Consider the following 15851-nt stretch of genomic DNA (forward strand, 5'->3'; position numbering starts at 1 on the left):
GTTGTCACCCAAGTTACTGTTCCCCCTAGGATCGCCGGTGGCAACCCCAGCCGTCATCTATACTCTGCCCTTGAGAATTCTGCAATCGGATCCCTCTGGATGCCCCGTTTCCGCCGCCTCCTCCGCTGGGCCCTGTTCGCCGGCCTGGCCCTGACCCTCGCCGGCCTGGCCGCCATCGGCATCCTCTATTACGTGGTTTCGGCCAAGGTTCCGGACATCCAGTCCCTCCGCAGCGTCGAGCTGCAGGAACCCCTCTACGTCTACGCCAGCGATGGCCGGCTGATCGGCCTGTTCGGCGAGACCCGCCGCTATCCGGTGTCGATCAAGGATGTCCCCGAACCGGTCAAGCGCGCCTTCATCGCGGCCGAGGACTCGGATTTCTACAAGCACAACGGCGTGGACCTGACCGGCGTCAGCCGCGCGGTCTGGCAGATCCTCAGTCGCAAGGAAGGGCGTGTCGCCGGCGGCAGCACCATCACCCAGCAGGTCGCCCGGCAGTGGTTCCTCAGCTCCGAATACAGCTACACGCGCAAGCTGGTCGAGATGATGCTGGCAATGCGCATCGAGAAGATGCTGAGCAAGGACGAGATCCTCGAGCTCTATCTCAACAAGAGCTTCTTCGGAAACCGCTCCTACGGCGTGGCCGCGGCCGCCGAGTACTACTACGGAAAATCGCTTGACCAGCTGACCCTGGCGGAGACCGCGACGCTGGTCAGCGCGCTGAAGTTTCCCTCCAGCGGCAACCCGATCAGCAACCCGGTGCGCAACCACCAGCGCAGTGTTTACGTCATCAACCGGATGCTCGAGGACCGCTACATCACCCCGGCGCAGGCGGCGGAAGCCAAGGCCGAACCGATGCACGCGACGCCGCACGAACGCCCGGTGGAGGTCTATGCGCCGTACGTCGCCGAGATGGTCCGCCAGGAAATGATCGCCCGCTTCGGCGGCGACGTCCTGACCAAGGGCTATCACGTCACCACCACCATCGACGCGACCCTTCAGGCCGCCGCCGACCAGGCGGTGCGCGAGGGCCTGCAGTTGTACGACCGTCGCCACGGCTGGAACGGCGTGGAGCGCCATTTCGATGTCGCCGCCGACGCCGATGCCAAGGCCCTGGCCGGGCAGCTGTCCGGAATACCGCCGCAGGGCGGCATGCGCCCGGCCATCGTCGCCGCCACCGCCGCCGACGGCAGCGCCACCGTGGTCCTGTCCGACGCCAGCGAACTGGTGTTGCCGCCGTCGGCCAGCCAGTGGACCGGCAAGGCGCCCGGCAAGCTGTTCAAGCGCGGCGACCTGGTCCGGCTGAAGGCCGGCAAGACAGAAGGCAGCTATGTGGTCGACCAGGTGCCCCGCGCGCAGGCCGCGCTGGTATCACTGGACGCCGACACCGGTGCGCTGCGCGCGCTGATCGGCGGTTACAGCTTCGCCGGCAACAAGTTCAACCGCGCCACCCAGGCGCGCCGCCAGCCCGGTTCCAGCTTCAAGCCGTTCCTGTACGCGGCGGCCTTCGAGAAGGGCTTCAATCCGGCCTCGATCGTGCTCGATGCGCCGGTGGTGTTCCGCGATCGCCGTGGCCACATGTGGCGCCCGCAGAATGATGGCGGCGGGTTCCGCGGACCGATGCGCCTGCGCGAGGCGCTGGTGCAATCGCGCAACCTGGTGTCGGTGCGCCTGCTCGACGCCATCGGCGTGGACTTCGCGCGCAAGTACATCAGCCAGTTCGGCTTCGAGGAAGCCGAGCTGCCGCCCAACCTGTCGATGTCGCTGGGTACCGCCTCGCTGACTCCGATGTCGGTGGCGCGCGGCTACGCCGTGTTCGCCAACGGAGGGTCGCGGGTCACGCCCTGGTTCATCGACGAGGTGAAGGACCGCGAAGGCAACGTGTTGTTCAAGGAAAAGCCGGCGGTCGCCTGCCGCGGCTGCGGCGGCACCTCGCTGGGCAATGCGGCCGTTCCCGCCAACGACGTGGTCGACGGTTTCAATTTCGGTCCCCAGCAGGCCTCCGCACCCAAGCCCGCGCCGGCCAAGCCGGCCGCGCCCGCACCCGCCAAGCCGCCGATCCAGACGGCCGACACGGTGGCCGCGCCGCGCGCCATCGACGAGCGCACGGCCTACCAGCTGGTCTCGATGATGCGCGACGTGGTCCAGCGCGGCACCGGCACCGCGGCCAAGACCCTGGGGCGCGAAGATGTCGGCGGCAAGACCGGCTCCACCAACGACCACCGCGACGCCTGGTTCTCCGGCTTCGGCGGCACCTACGTCACCACGGTCTGGGTGGGCCGCGACGACTTCCGCTCCCTGGGTTACCGCGAATATGGCGGCAAGGCCGCGCTGCCGATCTGGATCGACTACATGCGGGTCGCGCTGAAGGACAAGCCGATTGCCGCGAACGACCCGCCGGCGGGCATGGTCCAGGTCACCACCAACGGCGCGACTGAGTGGGTGAAGGCGGAGGACCTGGAACGCATCGAGCAGTTCGACGACTTCGGTCCGGAAGACGCGGTGCCGGACGAGGAAGCCTTCGACATCTTCTGACGCCGTTTGCGGCCGAATCGGTGGATCACCCGTTGATCCACCGATCTATATTCACAATCCTTGGTGTACAGTCGCCGCTAGTTTCGACGCGGAGGCTCGCCATGCACCACGCTCGTCAGCACGCCGAAACCCGCACCCGCGAGCGCCGCCACAGGCTCGCCCATGAAGCCGCCCGGTTGATGGCCGAGGGCGGTATCCGCGACTTCCACCAGGCCAAGCTCAAGGCCGCCAACCGGCTCGGCATCCACGATGACGCCTCGCTGCCCCGCAATCGCGAGATCGAAGACGCCCTGCGCGAATACCAGCGCCTGTTCGTCGGCGAAGCGCACACGCTCGGCGTGCGCCGCCGCCGCGAGGCCGCGCTGAGGGCGCTGGAGTTCTTCAACGACTTCTCGCCACGGTTGGTGGGTCCGGTCCTGGAGGGCACCTCCGACAACAACGCGCCCGTGCAATTGCATGTGCACAGCGACGATCCGGAAGCCGTGGCCCGCTTCCTGGAAGAAAACCGCATGCCCGCCGAATCCCGGACGCGCCGGCTGCGCCTGGATCGCGAGCGCAGCCTCGACGCGCCGGTATGGCTGTTCAGCGCAGAGGAGCTGAGCTTCGACGTGACCGTGCTGCCACTGGACGCTTTGCGCCAGGCGCCGCTGTCGGGCATCGACGAGAAGCCGATGCGCCGCGCTTCGGCGACGCAGTTGCGGCAGATGCTGGCCGAAGAGGAAATCGCCGGTTACGAGACCGGCGTGCAGGATTGAGCCGCGGCAGGGACGGCATCGTGCGCCTGCTTCCCGCCTCCCCCGCACTGCGTCCCTGGGTCGCCGGTTACTGGCACTCTTCACCGGCGGTGGCGCTCGGCGCGACGACCCGGGAATGGGTGCTGCCGGATGGCCATGCGCATCTGGCGCTGCGCCTGGACGGCACGCCCCTGCGCAGGTGGGTCGGCGGAGAAGTGGACGCCCGCGTCATCGGCGACGCCGTGCTCGCCGGCCCCCACTCGCGGGCCTATCTCAAGGAAGTCGTGCCCGGCACCGCATCCGTCGGCGTGGTCTTCCGGCCGGGCGCGTTGCGTGCACTGTTCGGGATGGCCGCCGCCGAACTCGTGGATTGCCACGTCGCCCTGGAGGACGTCTGGGGACAGGAGGTCGCGGCGTTGCGCGAACGGTTGCAGGCCGGCACGCCCGCATTGCGGCTGTCGCTGCTGGAGGCGGGGCTGCTGGCGCGCCTGCGTCCCAGCCATGGCCTGCACCCGCAGGTCGCGGCGCGGCTGGGCCAGGTGGAAGACGGTGCGCGGATCGCGGAAATCGCGCGTGCGGCGGGCTACAGCGCACGACGCTTCACCGATCTTTTCCACGAGGGCGTGGGCATGACGCCCAGGCGCTACGCGAACCTGCGCCGCTTCGCGCGGGTATTGCCGTCGGCGGCCGCCACCACCGCATGGAGCGACGTTGCCCTGGATGGCGGATACAGCGACCAGGCCCATCTTGTCCGCGAGTTCCGCGCCCATGCCGGCATGACACCGGGCGAGTACCGCCGCGCGGCGCCGCGCGCGCTCCGCCACGTACCGGCGCCCTAACGGGTGGCCGGCCAATTTCGGATTCGTTCAATACCGTCGCGGGAACTGTGGCGATGCTTCACCCACCTCGATACCGGAACCCGACCATGGCCGTGCACGAATTGTTTGCCTATCTCTGCGTTGCCGATGCCGAAGGCGCCATCGCCTTTTATCGGGACGCCTTCGCGGCCACCGAGAAATTCCGCCTGGTCGAACCGGGTGGCCGCATCGGCCACGTCGAACTCGAACTCGGGGGCAGCACGCTGATGCTGTGCGAAGAATACCCCGAGTTCGGCATCGTCCCTCCGGATCCCGCCGCCGCCACTTCGCACACGCTGCACATTCACGTCGATGATGCCGACGCCGTCATCACGCGCGCGGTCGCGCTGGGCGCCACGCTGGTGATGGCGCCGCGCGATATGTTCTACGGCGAGCGCTCCGGCGTGGTACGCGACCCCTTCGGCCATCGCTGGAACATCGGCCACAGCATCGAGAACGTCACCCCCGAGGAGATGCAGCGGCGCTACGACACGATCGATTCACCCTGCTGAAAAAGCAAACGCCCCGCGAAAGCGGGGCGCAGCATTTCGGCGCGTCATCGATGCGGCGGATTGCTCAGCGCTGGTCGATGCCCTTGTAGTCGCGCACGTCGTAGCCGGTGTAGATCTGGCGCGGACGGCCGATCTTGGCTTCCGGGTCGACCTGCTGTTCCAGCCAGTGCGCGACCCAGCCAGCGGTGCGGCCGATGGCGAACATGACGGTGAACATCTCGGTCGGGATCTTCAGCGCCTTGTAGATGATGCCGCTGTAGAAATCGACGTTCGGATACAGTTTGCGCTGGATGAAGTAGTCGTCCTTCAGCGCGGCCTCTTCCAGCTTCAGCGCCACTTCCAGCAGCGGATCGTTGACGCCGAGTTCGCCCAGCACCTTGTGGGTCATCTCGCGGATGATCTTGGCGCGCGGATCGAAGTTCTTGTAGACGCGATGGCCGAAGCCCATCAGGCGGAAGCCGGATTCCTTGTCCTTGGCCTTGGCGACGGCGCTGTCCACCTTGTCCGGCGTGCCGATCTCTTCCAGCATCTTCAGCACCGCCTCGTTGGCGCCGCCGTGCGCGGGGCCCCACAGCGCGGTGATGCCCGCGGCGACCGAAGCGTACGGGTTGGCGCCAGTGGAGCCGACCAGGCGGACGGTCGAGGTCGAGGCGTTCTGCTCATGATCGGCGTGCAGGATGAACAGCAGATCCAGCGCCTTGGCCACCACCGGGCTCAGTTCCAGCGGCTCGCTCGGCACTTCGAACATCATGTGCAGGAAGCGGTTGACGTAGTCCAGGTTGTTGCGCGGATAGCGGATCGGCCAGCCGATCGAGTAGCGATAGGCGGCCGCGGCGATCGTCGGCACCTTGGCGATCAGGCGGATGGCGGCCAGGCGGCGCTGTTCCGGATCTTCCAGGTCCAGGGTGTCATGGTAGAACGCGGACAGCGAGGCCACGGTACCGGCCAGCATCGCCATCGGATGCGCGTCGTAATGGAAGCCGTGCAGGAAGTTCTTCAGCGACTCGTGCATCATCGTGTGATGCGTGACTTCGTGATCGAACTTCTCGAACTCCGCCTTGCTCGGCAGTTCGCCGTTCATCAGCAGATAGGCCACTTCCAGGAAGCTGGAATTCTTGGCCAGTTGCTCGATAGGGTAGCCGCGGTACAGCAGCACGCCGTTGTCGCCATCGATGTAGGTGATGGCCGACTTGCAGCTGGCGGTGGCGGTGAAACCGGAGTCGTAAGTGAAGAGACCGGTTTCCTTGGTCAACTTGGAGATGTCCACGCAGTTGTTGCCCAGCGTGGGTTTCAGGACCGGCAGGTTGACGGATTTGTCGCCGGCGGTCAGCGTGACCTGGTCGAGTTCGGACACAGTGTGCGCTCCTTCGTGGGGAAGCACCGGCCGCTTGCACGGTCGGTGTGTGACGGGAGTCCGGAGGGGTTCCTCGGATAACGTCGATTATCGCACACGCGGTTTGGAGTCGTCGCTCGGTTCCAGACCAAACTCAGACCAAAGCATAAGGCGCCGCGCAACGCGCGTTACGCGAAAGACGGAAATGCAAACGGCCGCGCACCTGGCGCGGCCGTTGCAGGACGAACCGACCGTTCGCTCAGCGCGCGTAGCGCTTCTGGAACTTGTCGATGCGGCCGCTGGTGTCGATGACCTTGTGCTTGCCCGTGTAGAACGGATGCGAAGCGGAGGAAATTTCAACCTTGATCAGCGGATAGTCGTTGCCGTCTTCCCACTTCGTGGTTTCCTTGCTGCCCAGGGTCGAGCGGGTCAGGAACTTGAAATCGGAGGTCACGTCGTGGAAGACGACTTCGCGGTAATCGGGATGGATGTCGGCCTTCATGGCGGGCACACCGTGTTGCGGGATAGGGAAGAGCGGCATTGTAGCCTGCCCGCCCCTCTCCGTGCAACCCGGCCCCTTGCCCGGCCTCAGCGGGCGGCCAGGGCGGCCTGAATCAGGGCCTCGAAGCGCTCCTGGTCGTATTTGAGCAGGATGTCGGCCTTGTCCGGCTTGCCACCTTCACGGCGCCAGTCCACCACGCTGGCGCCCCGGCTGTGGGCGCCCTGCAGCTCGATGGCCAGCGGCCGTTCGGCCCGTTCCAGCGTCCCTTCCGGGGTCAGCGCGAAGGCCATGGCCAGGGCGTCAGCCGCGTACCAGTAGTCGCCCCGGCGGTCGATCGACCACAGCCGGGTCTTTTCCGAGATGCCGGCATAGAACCGGGCCCGGTCCGAATCGGCCCGCAGCCAGCCGACGACCCGGTCGTGGTGGAGACCATGGGCGATGGTGGCCTCCCAGTCGGCCAGCTCGATGCGATCGAACGCCTCGAACACCAGATGGGCCGCTTCCGGATCGAAGTAGAAATTGAACTCCGCCGCCGGGGTGATGTTGCCGTGGCAGGTTACCGCGCCACCCATCACCACGAAGCGCGCGACACGCTGGGGCAGGGTCGGATCCAGCTTCAGCGCCAGCGCGATGTTGGTCAGCGGTCCCAACGCGACCAGCAGCAGCTTGCCGGCGTGCTCGTGCGACAGGCGCAGGATGGCCAGCGCGGCATGTTCGGCTTCGGCCTGCTTGGACGGTGCGTCGTAGCCGATGTCGCCGAAACCGTCCTGGCCATGCACGTAGCCGGCGTCCGGCGCCGGATGCAGCAGCGGTTCGGGTGCGCCCGCGAATACCGGGATGTCGGCGCGGCCACTGACCTCGCACAGCTTCAACGCATTGCGCACAGTGTGTTTCAGGCCGACGTTGCCGGCGGCGATGGTCAGGCCGATCACGTCATGGCGATCGTCGTTGAACGCCATCAACAGCGCCAGCGCGTCGTCGACGCCGGGATCGGTATCAATCAGCAGGGGAATCCTGTCGCTCATCTTTTTTCATTCATGTCGGTTGGCCTGCGAGTCTGGCACCGATGGATGACGAACGAAAGTCGAGTGCTCAGGCACCCGCGTAGCGGGCCGCCCCGCCCACCCAGCGCTGGACGATGCGATCGGCCAGCGCCGGCGATTCGCCCAGCAGGCGATCAGCCATCTCGCGCACCTGCGGCAGCAGGGCCGCGTCGCGTGCCAGATCCGCGACCCGGAATGTCGCCAGGCCGGTCTGCCGCGTGCCCAGCAGTTCGCCGGGGCCGCGCAGTTCCAGATCCTTCTCGGCGATGACGAAACCGTCGTTGGTCTCGCGCATGGTGGCCAGGCGCTGCTTGGCCATCTGCGAGAGCGGCGCCTGGTACATCAGCACGCAGGTCGAGGCGGCCGCGCCGCGCCCGACCCGCCCGCGCAGCTGGTGCAGCTGCGCCAGGCCGAGGCGCTCGGCGTTCTCGATGATCATCAGCGAGGCGTTGGGTACGTCCACGCCGACCTCAATCACGGTGGTCGCGACCAGCAGATCGCTCTCGCCCTGCTTGAACGCACGCATCGCCGCCTGTTTCTCTGCCGCCTTCATGCGCCCGTGGACGAGCGCGATGCGCAGTTCCGGCAGGGCGGCGGAGAGCTGTTCATAGGTGGTCTGTGCGGCCTGCGCGATCACCTCGTCGCTGTCGTCGATCAATGTGCACACCCAGTACGCCTGGCGCCCCTCGGCGCAGGCGGCGCGGATGCGCTCGACCAGTTCGGGACGGCGCTCGGCGCTGAAGGCGACGGTATGCACGGGCGTGCGGCCGGGGGGCAGTTCGTCGATCGCCGAAACATCGAGATCGGCGTAGGCGGCCATCGCCAGCGTGCGCGGGATCGGCGTCGCCGTCATCACCAGCTGATGCGGCACCGACTTCCCGCTGGCCCCCTTGTCGCGCAGCGCCAGCCGCTGGTGCACGCCGAAGCGGTGCTGCTCGTCGACGATGGCCAGGGCCAGGTCCTTGAAGGTCACCGCTTCCTGCATCAGCGCATGCGTTCCCACCACCATCTGCGCCTTGCCCGTGGCGACCTCGTCCAGCACCTGCGCGCGCGCCTTGCCGGTGACCTTGCCGGCCAGCCAGGCGACCCGGATACCCAACGGTTCCAGCCATTGCCGCAGGTTGGCCAAATGCTGCTCGGCCAGCAGTTCGGTGGGGGCGGCCAGCGCCGCCTGGCGGCCGGCTTCCACCGCCAGCATCGCCGCCATCGCGGCGACCACGGTCTTGCCGCTGCCGACGTCGCCCTGCACCAGCCGCAGCATCGGCGAGGGCAGCTTCAGATCCTCGCGGATCTGCTTGAACACCCGTTGCTGCGCGCCGGTCAGGCGGAACGGCAGCGACTTCGCCAGCTGCGCGGCCAGGGTGCCGCGCCCGGTCAGCGCCGGCGCGCGGTGGCGCTGCAGGGCGATGCGCTGGCGGCGCAGGCTGACGTGATGGGCCAGCAGTTCCTCCAGCGCCAGTCGCCGCTGGGCCGGATGCCGCCCCAGCGACAGGGCCTGCAGATCGGCGTCGCGCGGCGGGCGGTGCATGACCAGCAGCGCCTCGTGCAGCGACGGCAGTCCGGATTCGCGCAGCACGGAGGTCGGCAGCAACTCCAGCGCCGCCTCGTCGGGCAGGCGATCCAGCGCCTGGCCGACCAGTTTGCGCAGGCTGGCCGGCCCTACCCCTTCCACGGCCGGATAGATGGGATCCAGCGCCTCGCCCAAAGCGACCTCGGCGTCGGCATCGAGCACGCGGTAGCTGGGATGGACGATTTCCAGGCCGTGCTGGCCCGGTTTTGGGGTGCCGTAGCAGCGCACCCGGGTGCCGGGCGCGAACTGCGCCACCTGCGCCGCGCGGAAATGGAAGAACCGCAGCACCACCGTGGCGTGCGAATCGTCGCCGATCGCCACCCGCAGCACCGGCCGGTAGCGGAAACCGCGCTCGACCGCCTCCACCCTTCCCTCCAACTGCGCCGGCACTCCCGGCCGCAACGCACGGATCGGTGTCAGCGCGGTGCGGTCCTCGTAGCGCAACGGCAGGTGCAGCCACAGATCCTGAAGGGTCAGCAGACCACGCGCCGCCAGTTTTTCGGCGATGCGCGCGCCCACGCCTTTCAGCGAAGCGATCGGAAGACGGGCCACCTCGTCGGCCCCGGGAATGGCATGCGGCATGGTGCAAGCATGCCGGGTATCGCGGTGCGATTGCCAGTCCGCGGCGGTTCCGGCGCACGGCCGGAACCGCCCGTCGGCATCAGAACCGGGCGCTGAACTCCACGCCGACCTGGCGCGGGGCCGAGATCGAGGCGAACGGCGTGCCCAGCACCGAGGCGGAGATGTTGTTCACCCCGGTCACGTAGCGCTTGTCGAACACGTTGTTGCCGTACACGCCCACGCCCCACATGCCATCGGCTGAGGACCACTGCACGCGCATGTCGGTGCGGTTCTGCGCCTCGCCGGTGCGGAACGCCGGACTGGCCTGGCAGGTGCCCTGGGTTTCGGACTCGGCGTTGCAGCGGCTCTTGCCGCGGTAGGCGTGCAGCAGCGAGAAACGCACGTCGCCCGCGTCGCCCAGGTTCCAGGTGTAGCCCGCCCCGAGCGAAGCCGACAGGTAAGGCTCGCCGGTCGGATCCCCGGAGATGTCGCGGCCGTTGGTGGACAGGCCATCCTTGTAGGTGGCGTCGATGAAGGCGGTGTTGAAGGTCAGGTCCAGGCCGGTGACCGGTCGCCATTGCAGATCCACGTCCACGCCCCAGGCCTGCATGTCGCTGGTGTCGACGATATAGCGCGGCACGCCGGAGCCGGCGGTGTTCAGGTCCAGGCTGATGGCCTGGCGATCCTTGTAGATGTAGTAATAGCCGGACGCGTTGAGCGACAGCTTCTGTTCCGGGAACACGGTCTTGATGCCGAACTCCGCGTTCCAGACATCCTCGTTGTCGAACTGCGACTGCGGCTGCACGCTGTTGAAGCCGCCGGCCTTGTAGCCTTTGGCCAGCGAGCCGAACACCATGGTGTTGTCGTTGAGCGCGTAGTCGACGACAAAGCGCGGGCTGAGATCGGTCCACGACTTCTTGCGGCTGTTCTTCACGCCTTCCAATTCGCCGAAGGCGAACACGAAGTCCGTGTTGAACATGTCGGCGCTGACCGGATAGCCCATCTGCTGCAGCAGCTCGAAGAAGCCCTGCTGATCCAGCATCGCCACGGTGGCGTCCAGCGTCGCCGCGTCGCGCGCGCCGTTGAACCAGCTGAAATCCTTGCGGTCGTGGGTCAGGCGCAGGCCGAAGGTCAGGTTCCAGCGATCATTGACGTGCCAGATCACATCGCCGAACGCCGCGTAGGCTTCCGCCTTTCCATGGTTGACCATGCTCTCGCGCCACGAATGGCCCTGCAGGCGCAGCGGCAGGCCCGCGCCTTCCAGCACCTGGTCCAGCAGAGCGATGATGTTGACGCCACCGAAGTTGGGCAGGTTGCCCATCGCGGTGCCCACGCTGTCGGTGAACAGGTTGGTCTCGCTGGTCTGGTCGGCCTCCTCCTTGAACCAGCTGGCGCCGGCCACCCAGTCGAACTTGCCCGATACGCCGGAGAACTTGAACTCCTGGTAGTAGCTGCGGTTGCTCTCGATGTTGGCGGTGTCGAAATAGAGATTGATGCGGTTGGTGCCGTCCTCGTCCTCGCGGTTGACCGTATCGAAATCGCGCATGGCGGTGGTCGACTGCAGGCTGCCCCACGGGAAAGCGTGGTCGATCTGCAGGGTCAGGCCGTTGAAGGTGCGCGATTCCTCGTTGTGCACCACGTCGTTGAAGACCGGTGCCTTCAGCGGGTTCCGATAGGTCAGCGGATTGGCCGGATACGGGGCCGGGGCCGGATACGGGTCCAGTGCCACCAGGCCGACCGCCGGGCGCGCCAGCTGGTCGATGTTCTCGTAATCCCAGGACAGGTTGAGGGTGGTCGACTCGCCCAGGTCCGAACGCCAGGCCGCGCGCAGCGCCATCGTGTCCTCGGGATTGAGCCGGTTGCCGGTCGCGGCATCGGTCATCCAGCCATCACTGTGGTTGGACAGCGCGCTGAAGCGCAGCGCGTGGCGCTCGCCGAAGGGAACGTTGAACAGCCCGGACAGATAGCGGCGGCCGTCCTCGCCCACCCGGATGCGGGCATTGCCTTCCGCCACATTGCTCGGCTTGTTGGTGATGATGGACACCGCGCCGGCGGCGCTGTTGCGGCCGAACAAGGTGCCCTGCGGCCCCTTCAGCACTTCGATGCGCTCGATGTCATTGAACGCCAGCATCGCACCGCCGGTACGGGCCGAATAGACGCCATCGATGTAGACGCCCACCGCCGGATCCGTGCCGATGCCGAAGTCACCCGTGGAGATGCCGCGGATAGCGTAGCGCGGCTGGGTCGGACTGCCGTCGGTGACCTCCAGGCCGGGCACGAACATGTCCAGGTCGCCGATGTCGGCGGCCGCGACCTGGTCGATCATCTCGCCATTGAGCACGTTGATCGCGATCGGCACGTCCTTCAGTTCCTGCTCGCGGCTCTGCGCGGTCACCTTGATGGTGTCCAGCGTGGTCGCATCGTCCGGCGCGGTGGCGGCCTGCCCCCATGCGGTACCCGACACGCCCAGCAACACGCAGCTTCCGAACAGGGCGCGCCGCAGCCCCACCACCAGACACCGTTGATTCAACTTCATCACTCCCTCCCAGAAGCATTGTGTTCCTACGGATGTTTCCCTCAGATGGACGCCGGTACCGCTTCTCCCCCCGGCGCCTCCCCATCGCAACTGCCGTGTTGCGCGCGAATCCAGGCATCGATCAATTCGACGCCCTCGCGATGCACCACCGAGCGTCCCAGTTCCGGCATCATCACCGCCGGATCGGCGCTGTCCATGCGGAAGCTGAGAATCGATTCGTCCGGCCTGCCCGGCTCGATGTCATGCCGCCGATCGCCGGTGCCCTTGCCCGCGGCGATCGGCTGCTTGCAGAAGCCCAGCTTCAGGCGCTCCCGCGTGCCTGCGTCCAGCCATAGGCCGGAAGTGATCGCCGGGCCGGTCGGACTGTGGCAATGCCCGCAGTTGACGTCCAGGTAGGCGCGCGCGCGCGCGTCGAGGCCGGCGTTCGCGTCCATCCAGTCGGCATCGCGCGGTGCCTGCGCGGGCGCGGGTGCGCCGGTCAGGTAGCCGACGCGCGCCAGGTGCGCGAGCTGGTTCTCGCGACCATCGCCATAATCGAAATCCCGGTTCAGATGACGCGCCTTCGGCCCGATCGGCGACAGTTGCCGCGACCGATTGTCGGTCATGTGGCAACCGCCGCACTGGTTCTGGTCGGGCACCTGGTAGGACGCTTCCTCGCGCTTGCCCGATGCGTCGACCAGTTCCAGTGAAATCAGATCGCCGGTGCGCTTGAGCGTGGCTTCGGTCTGCGCCTCGTTCCAGACATATGGCATCGCCACCCAGCCCGACTCCCGCCGCACCAGCAGTCGGGTTTCGATCAGGCGGACCTTCGACAAGTCCAGCGATTCCTGCTTCAGCACGCTGGCAGACGGCGGCGTGCGCGCCACCGTTCGGCCATCCCATGCCTGTCCTTCCGGCAACGGGTAGTAGAAGGTCTTGCTGATGATGGTGCCGACCGGGAAGTCGAACGCGGCGTCGGCTCGATAGGCCGCGGCCTTGCCCTTGGGCATCCAGATCGTGCGCAGCTTGTGCGCGTAGTCGCTGAACAACGGGGTGTTGAGATCGTAGGGCACGACGCCGCCGTTCAGGCGCAGCCGGCCGTCCTCGATGCGCAGCACGTGCCAGTCATCCAGACTGGCCGGCTGTCCCTCGGCGAAGAAAGTCACTTCCTGCGGACGTTTGCAGCTCGTGATCAACGTGGCGGCCAACAGCGCGCCGATGGCCATCCACGCGGCCCGGTACTTCCGCATCGTGATCAACCCCGCTTCAGGTCCACCGCCGGCAGGCGCGGCAGTTCGCACTGATAGGACCGGGTGTCCTTGCTCGGGCTCTTGTAGCCACCGGGACCATCGGCGTTGATCACGCCGCTGACGTCGCGCAGGCAGATTTCCGGTCCACGCGCCTGGCCATCGACCTTGCGATCCTTGTTGAAGTAGCCATCCCACAGCACGTCCGGGAAGTTGCCGCGCAACCCGTACATCGCCACCTTCAACGCCTTCAGGTCGAAACCGTCGGGCGAATCGCCGCCGCCGGACAGGTTGTTGCCATGCACGTAAATACGCTCCGGATACGGGTCGAAGGTTTCCGACTTGCTCGAATCCTTGTAGCCGGTGGAATAGACGCTGGAAATGATGATGTTGGTGGTCGCGTTGTCGCGAATCTCGTTGCCGAAGATCTCGATGTCGTCGTTGGAATTGACCACGATGCCGGAACCGGCCGGCACGCTGGCCACCGGCGTGCCCTTGGCGCCGAAATTCTCGTGGTTGTTGGCGATGACCTTGTTGTTGAACACGCGGATGTTGCCACCCTGCTGCTTCAGCCCGGGCATGTTGAACACCAGGATGCCGCCGGTGTTGCCGGTGGCGACGTTGTCGTGGACGTCGGCGTTGATGGTGTTCTCGATCTCGATGCCGGCCACGTTCTTCTCGGCGCGGCTGCGGCGCACGATGACGCCGTCGGACTGGCCCACATAGATGCCGGCGTCGGACGCGCCGATGGACACCGAATCCTCGATCAGCACGTTCTTCGTCAGCACCGGATACAGGCCGTAGGCGCCGTTCTTGGTGCTGGGACCACCGGTCCATTCGACCTTCACACCACGGATGGTGATGTTTTCCGATTCGCTGATCTTCAGGCCGTCGCCCTTGGAATCCTGGATGGTCAGGTTCTCGATGGCGAAATCGTCACCGTTGACCAGCAGGCCCTCGGCGCCGGCCTTCTGACCCTTGAAACTGAGCACGGTCTTGTCCATGCCGGCGCCGCGGATGGTCACGCCGTCCGCGCGCAGGGTCAGGCTGCGATCGAAGTGATAGGTGCCGGCGGGAATCTCGATGACGTCGCCGCGCTTGGCGTCGAGCAGCCGCTCGTGGAGCTTCTGGGCGAACTCAGTGCTGGCCGCATCCGCCTTCGGTGCCTGCTCGTCGCCCTTCGGTTGGCAGGCCACCAGCGCCAGTGCCAGACCCGCCATCAACATCGTCCGCTGCATCGCGTTCCCTCCCCGGTCCTCGCGCGGCGGCCGGCGGCCACCATACGCGTGCGAATTCAGTAATTGAGAGTCTTGTCCCACTGGTTTCCCTGAAGTAGGGCAGGAGCGGCATACTTGGGGGGGCAAAGCGGACAAGCTGGAGGGGCTTCGATGCGCCGTAAACTGGGTCTGGACGGGGGCAATCGCCTGTCCATCGCCAATCTGCCGACCAACATGCTGTGCAGCCTGGTGCTGCTGGCGGGCGAGTTGGGCGTGAACTGCGAGTCCTGGTTCAGCGGACTCCGCCTGACCCCGCGCGAGATCCAGGATCCACTGGCACGGGTTTCCTACCGGCAGGCGACCGAGGTCATCCGCCGCGCGTTGCCGACCCTGCCCATCGAGGACGTCGGCCTGACCCTGGGCGGCAACCAGAACGGCGCCAACTTCGGCCTGTTGGGCCTGGCGATGCGGATGGCGCCCAACTTCGGCGAGGCGGTCAACATCGGCCTGACCTACCAGCGCAACCTGGGGCCGCTGATGGACCTGCAGTTGCTGCAGGAAGATCCCGACGTGGTGTCGGTGGTGGCGACCACTCCGCTGGATCTGCCGGAGATCCTGCCGTTCCTGTGCGAGGAGATGTTTTCCAGCGTGCTGATGCTGGCGCGGGAACTGGCCGGCCCGGAATTCCATCCGGTGCGGCTGGACCTGACCTACCCCGCTCCGGCCTACGCCAGCAAGTACAGCCGGATGTTCGAATGCGAGGTGCGGTTCCGCCAGAACCAGAACCGGATGCTGGTGGATCGCAGCTGGTTCTCGCTGCCGTTCACCAGCTACAACCCGGTCGGCTCGCAGCAGGTGCTGGCGCTGTGCCACGCGCAACTGGCGGCGGTGGCGACCTCGGGCGAGGCGACCGCGGCGGTGGAACGGCAACTGCGGCCGCGCCTGCGCGAGAATCCGCAGATGACCGAGATCGCGACCGCGCTGCACCTCAGCGAGCGCACCCTGCGCCGGCAGCTGTCCGACGAAGGCCAGCGCTTCAGCGACATCCACGATCGGGTGCGCACCGACCGGGCGCTGGAACTGCTGCAGGATCGCGAGCTGACTATCGCCTACATCGGCGCCCAGTTGGGCTTCAACGACGTGCGCGAGTTCCGTCGCGCGTTCAAGCGCTGGACCGGGCACACGCCCAGCGAGGCGCGCGATCGGATGGTGTGATCGCGCGCCG

The 15851-nt window shown here is 66.8% G+C and carries 12 protein-coding genes; 5 read left to right on the plus strand and 7 right to left on the minus strand.

The window, feature by feature from the left end; genetic code table 11:
* Positions 1 to 99: 99 nt before the first annotated feature.
* From FG323_RS07930 to FG323_RS07945, 4 genes are all read left to right on the plus strand, one after another.
* Complete coding sequence (locus FG323_RS07930; RefSeq protein WP_141453986.1) at positions 100 to 2535, plus strand: penicillin-binding protein 1A; 2436 nt, start codon at positions 100 to 102, stop codon at positions 2533 to 2535.
* Positions 2536 to 2636: 101 nt separating this feature from the next.
* Positions 2637 to 3290, plus strand: a complete 654-nt coding sequence (locus FG323_RS07935; RefSeq protein WP_141453987.1) for a hypothetical protein — start codon at positions 2637 to 2639, stop codon at positions 3288 to 3290.
* Entirely contained in the window at positions 3287 to 4108 is an 822-nt protein-coding gene (locus FG323_RS07940) for a helix-turn-helix domain-containing protein (protein ID WP_141453988.1), read from the plus strand. Before FG323_RS07935 ends, FG323_RS07940 begins: the two co-directional genes overlap by 4 nt.
* Positions 4109 to 4194: 86 nt before the next feature.
* Positions 4195 to 4638 carry a VOC family protein gene (locus tag FG323_RS07945; protein ID WP_141453989.1) on the plus strand — a complete coding sequence of 148 codons (444 nt, stop codon included), beginning with the start codon at positions 4195 to 4197 and terminating at the stop codon, positions 4636 to 4638.
* A gap of 64 nt (positions 4639 to 4702) precedes the next feature.
* Here FG323_RS07945 and FG323_RS07950 read toward each other — a convergent pair whose 3' ends face one another.
* The 7 genes from FG323_RS07950 to FG323_RS07980 all read right to left on the minus strand — a co-directional run bounded on the left by FG323_RS07950 (position 4703) and on the right by FG323_RS07980 (position 14629).
* Positions 4703 to 5992, minus strand: coding sequence for a citrate synthase (locus tag FG323_RS07950; protein ID WP_141453990.1), 1290 nt, complete (start codon positions 5990 to 5992; stop codon positions 4703 to 4705).
* A 238-nt stretch (positions 5993 to 6230) separates the two neighbouring features.
* A complete protein-coding gene (locus FG323_RS07955; protein WP_141453991.1) occupies positions 6231 to 6473 on the minus strand; it encodes a type B 50S ribosomal protein L31 in 243 nt (80 codons plus the stop codon).
* 86 nt (positions 6474 to 6559) lie between these two features.
* On the minus strand, positions 6560 to 7498 hold the full coding sequence (locus FG323_RS07960; RefSeq protein ID WP_141453992.1) for a nucleoside hydrolase: 939 nt from the start codon (positions 7496 to 7498) through the stop codon (positions 6560 to 6562).
* Positions 7499 to 7565: 67 nt separating this feature from the next.
* Complete coding sequence (gene recG, locus FG323_RS07965; RefSeq protein WP_141453993.1) at positions 7566 to 9668, minus strand: ATP-dependent DNA helicase RecG; 2103 nt, start codon at positions 9666 to 9668, stop codon at positions 7566 to 7568.
* Positions 9669 to 9747: 79 nt separating this feature from the next.
* A complete protein-coding gene (locus FG323_RS07970; RefSeq protein ID WP_141453994.1) occupies positions 9748 to 12183 on the minus strand; it encodes a TonB-dependent receptor in 2436 nt (811 codons plus the stop codon).
* A 41-nt stretch (positions 12184 to 12224) separates the two neighbouring features.
* Positions 12225 to 13412: an SO2930 family diheme c-type cytochrome gene (locus FG323_RS07975; protein WP_255470103.1), complete on the minus strand. Its 1188-nt coding sequence runs from the start codon at positions 13410 to 13412 to the stop codon at positions 12225 to 12227.
* 5 nt (positions 13413 to 13417) lie between these two features.
* Positions 13418 to 14629 carry a parallel beta-helix domain-containing protein gene (locus FG323_RS07980; RefSeq protein WP_255470104.1) on the minus strand — a complete coding sequence of 404 codons (1212 nt, stop codon included), beginning with the start codon at positions 14627 to 14629 and terminating at the stop codon, positions 13418 to 13420.
* 168 nt (positions 14630 to 14797) lie between these two features.
* Here FG323_RS07980 and FG323_RS07985 point away from each other — a divergent pair, with 168 nt between their 5' ends.
* Positions 14798 to 15841 (plus strand): AraC family transcriptional regulator, encoded by a 1044-nt coding sequence (locus FG323_RS07985; protein WP_141453996.1) that lies wholly within the window; start codon positions 14798 to 14800, stop codon positions 15839 to 15841.
* The last annotated feature ends 10 nt before the right edge of the window (positions 15842 to 15851 follow it).

It is taken from the genome of Pseudoxanthomonas sp. z9, from assembly GCF_006542425.1.
Classification (GTDB): Bacteria; Pseudomonadota; Gammaproteobacteria; order Xanthomonadales; family Xanthomonadaceae; genus Pseudoxanthomonas_A.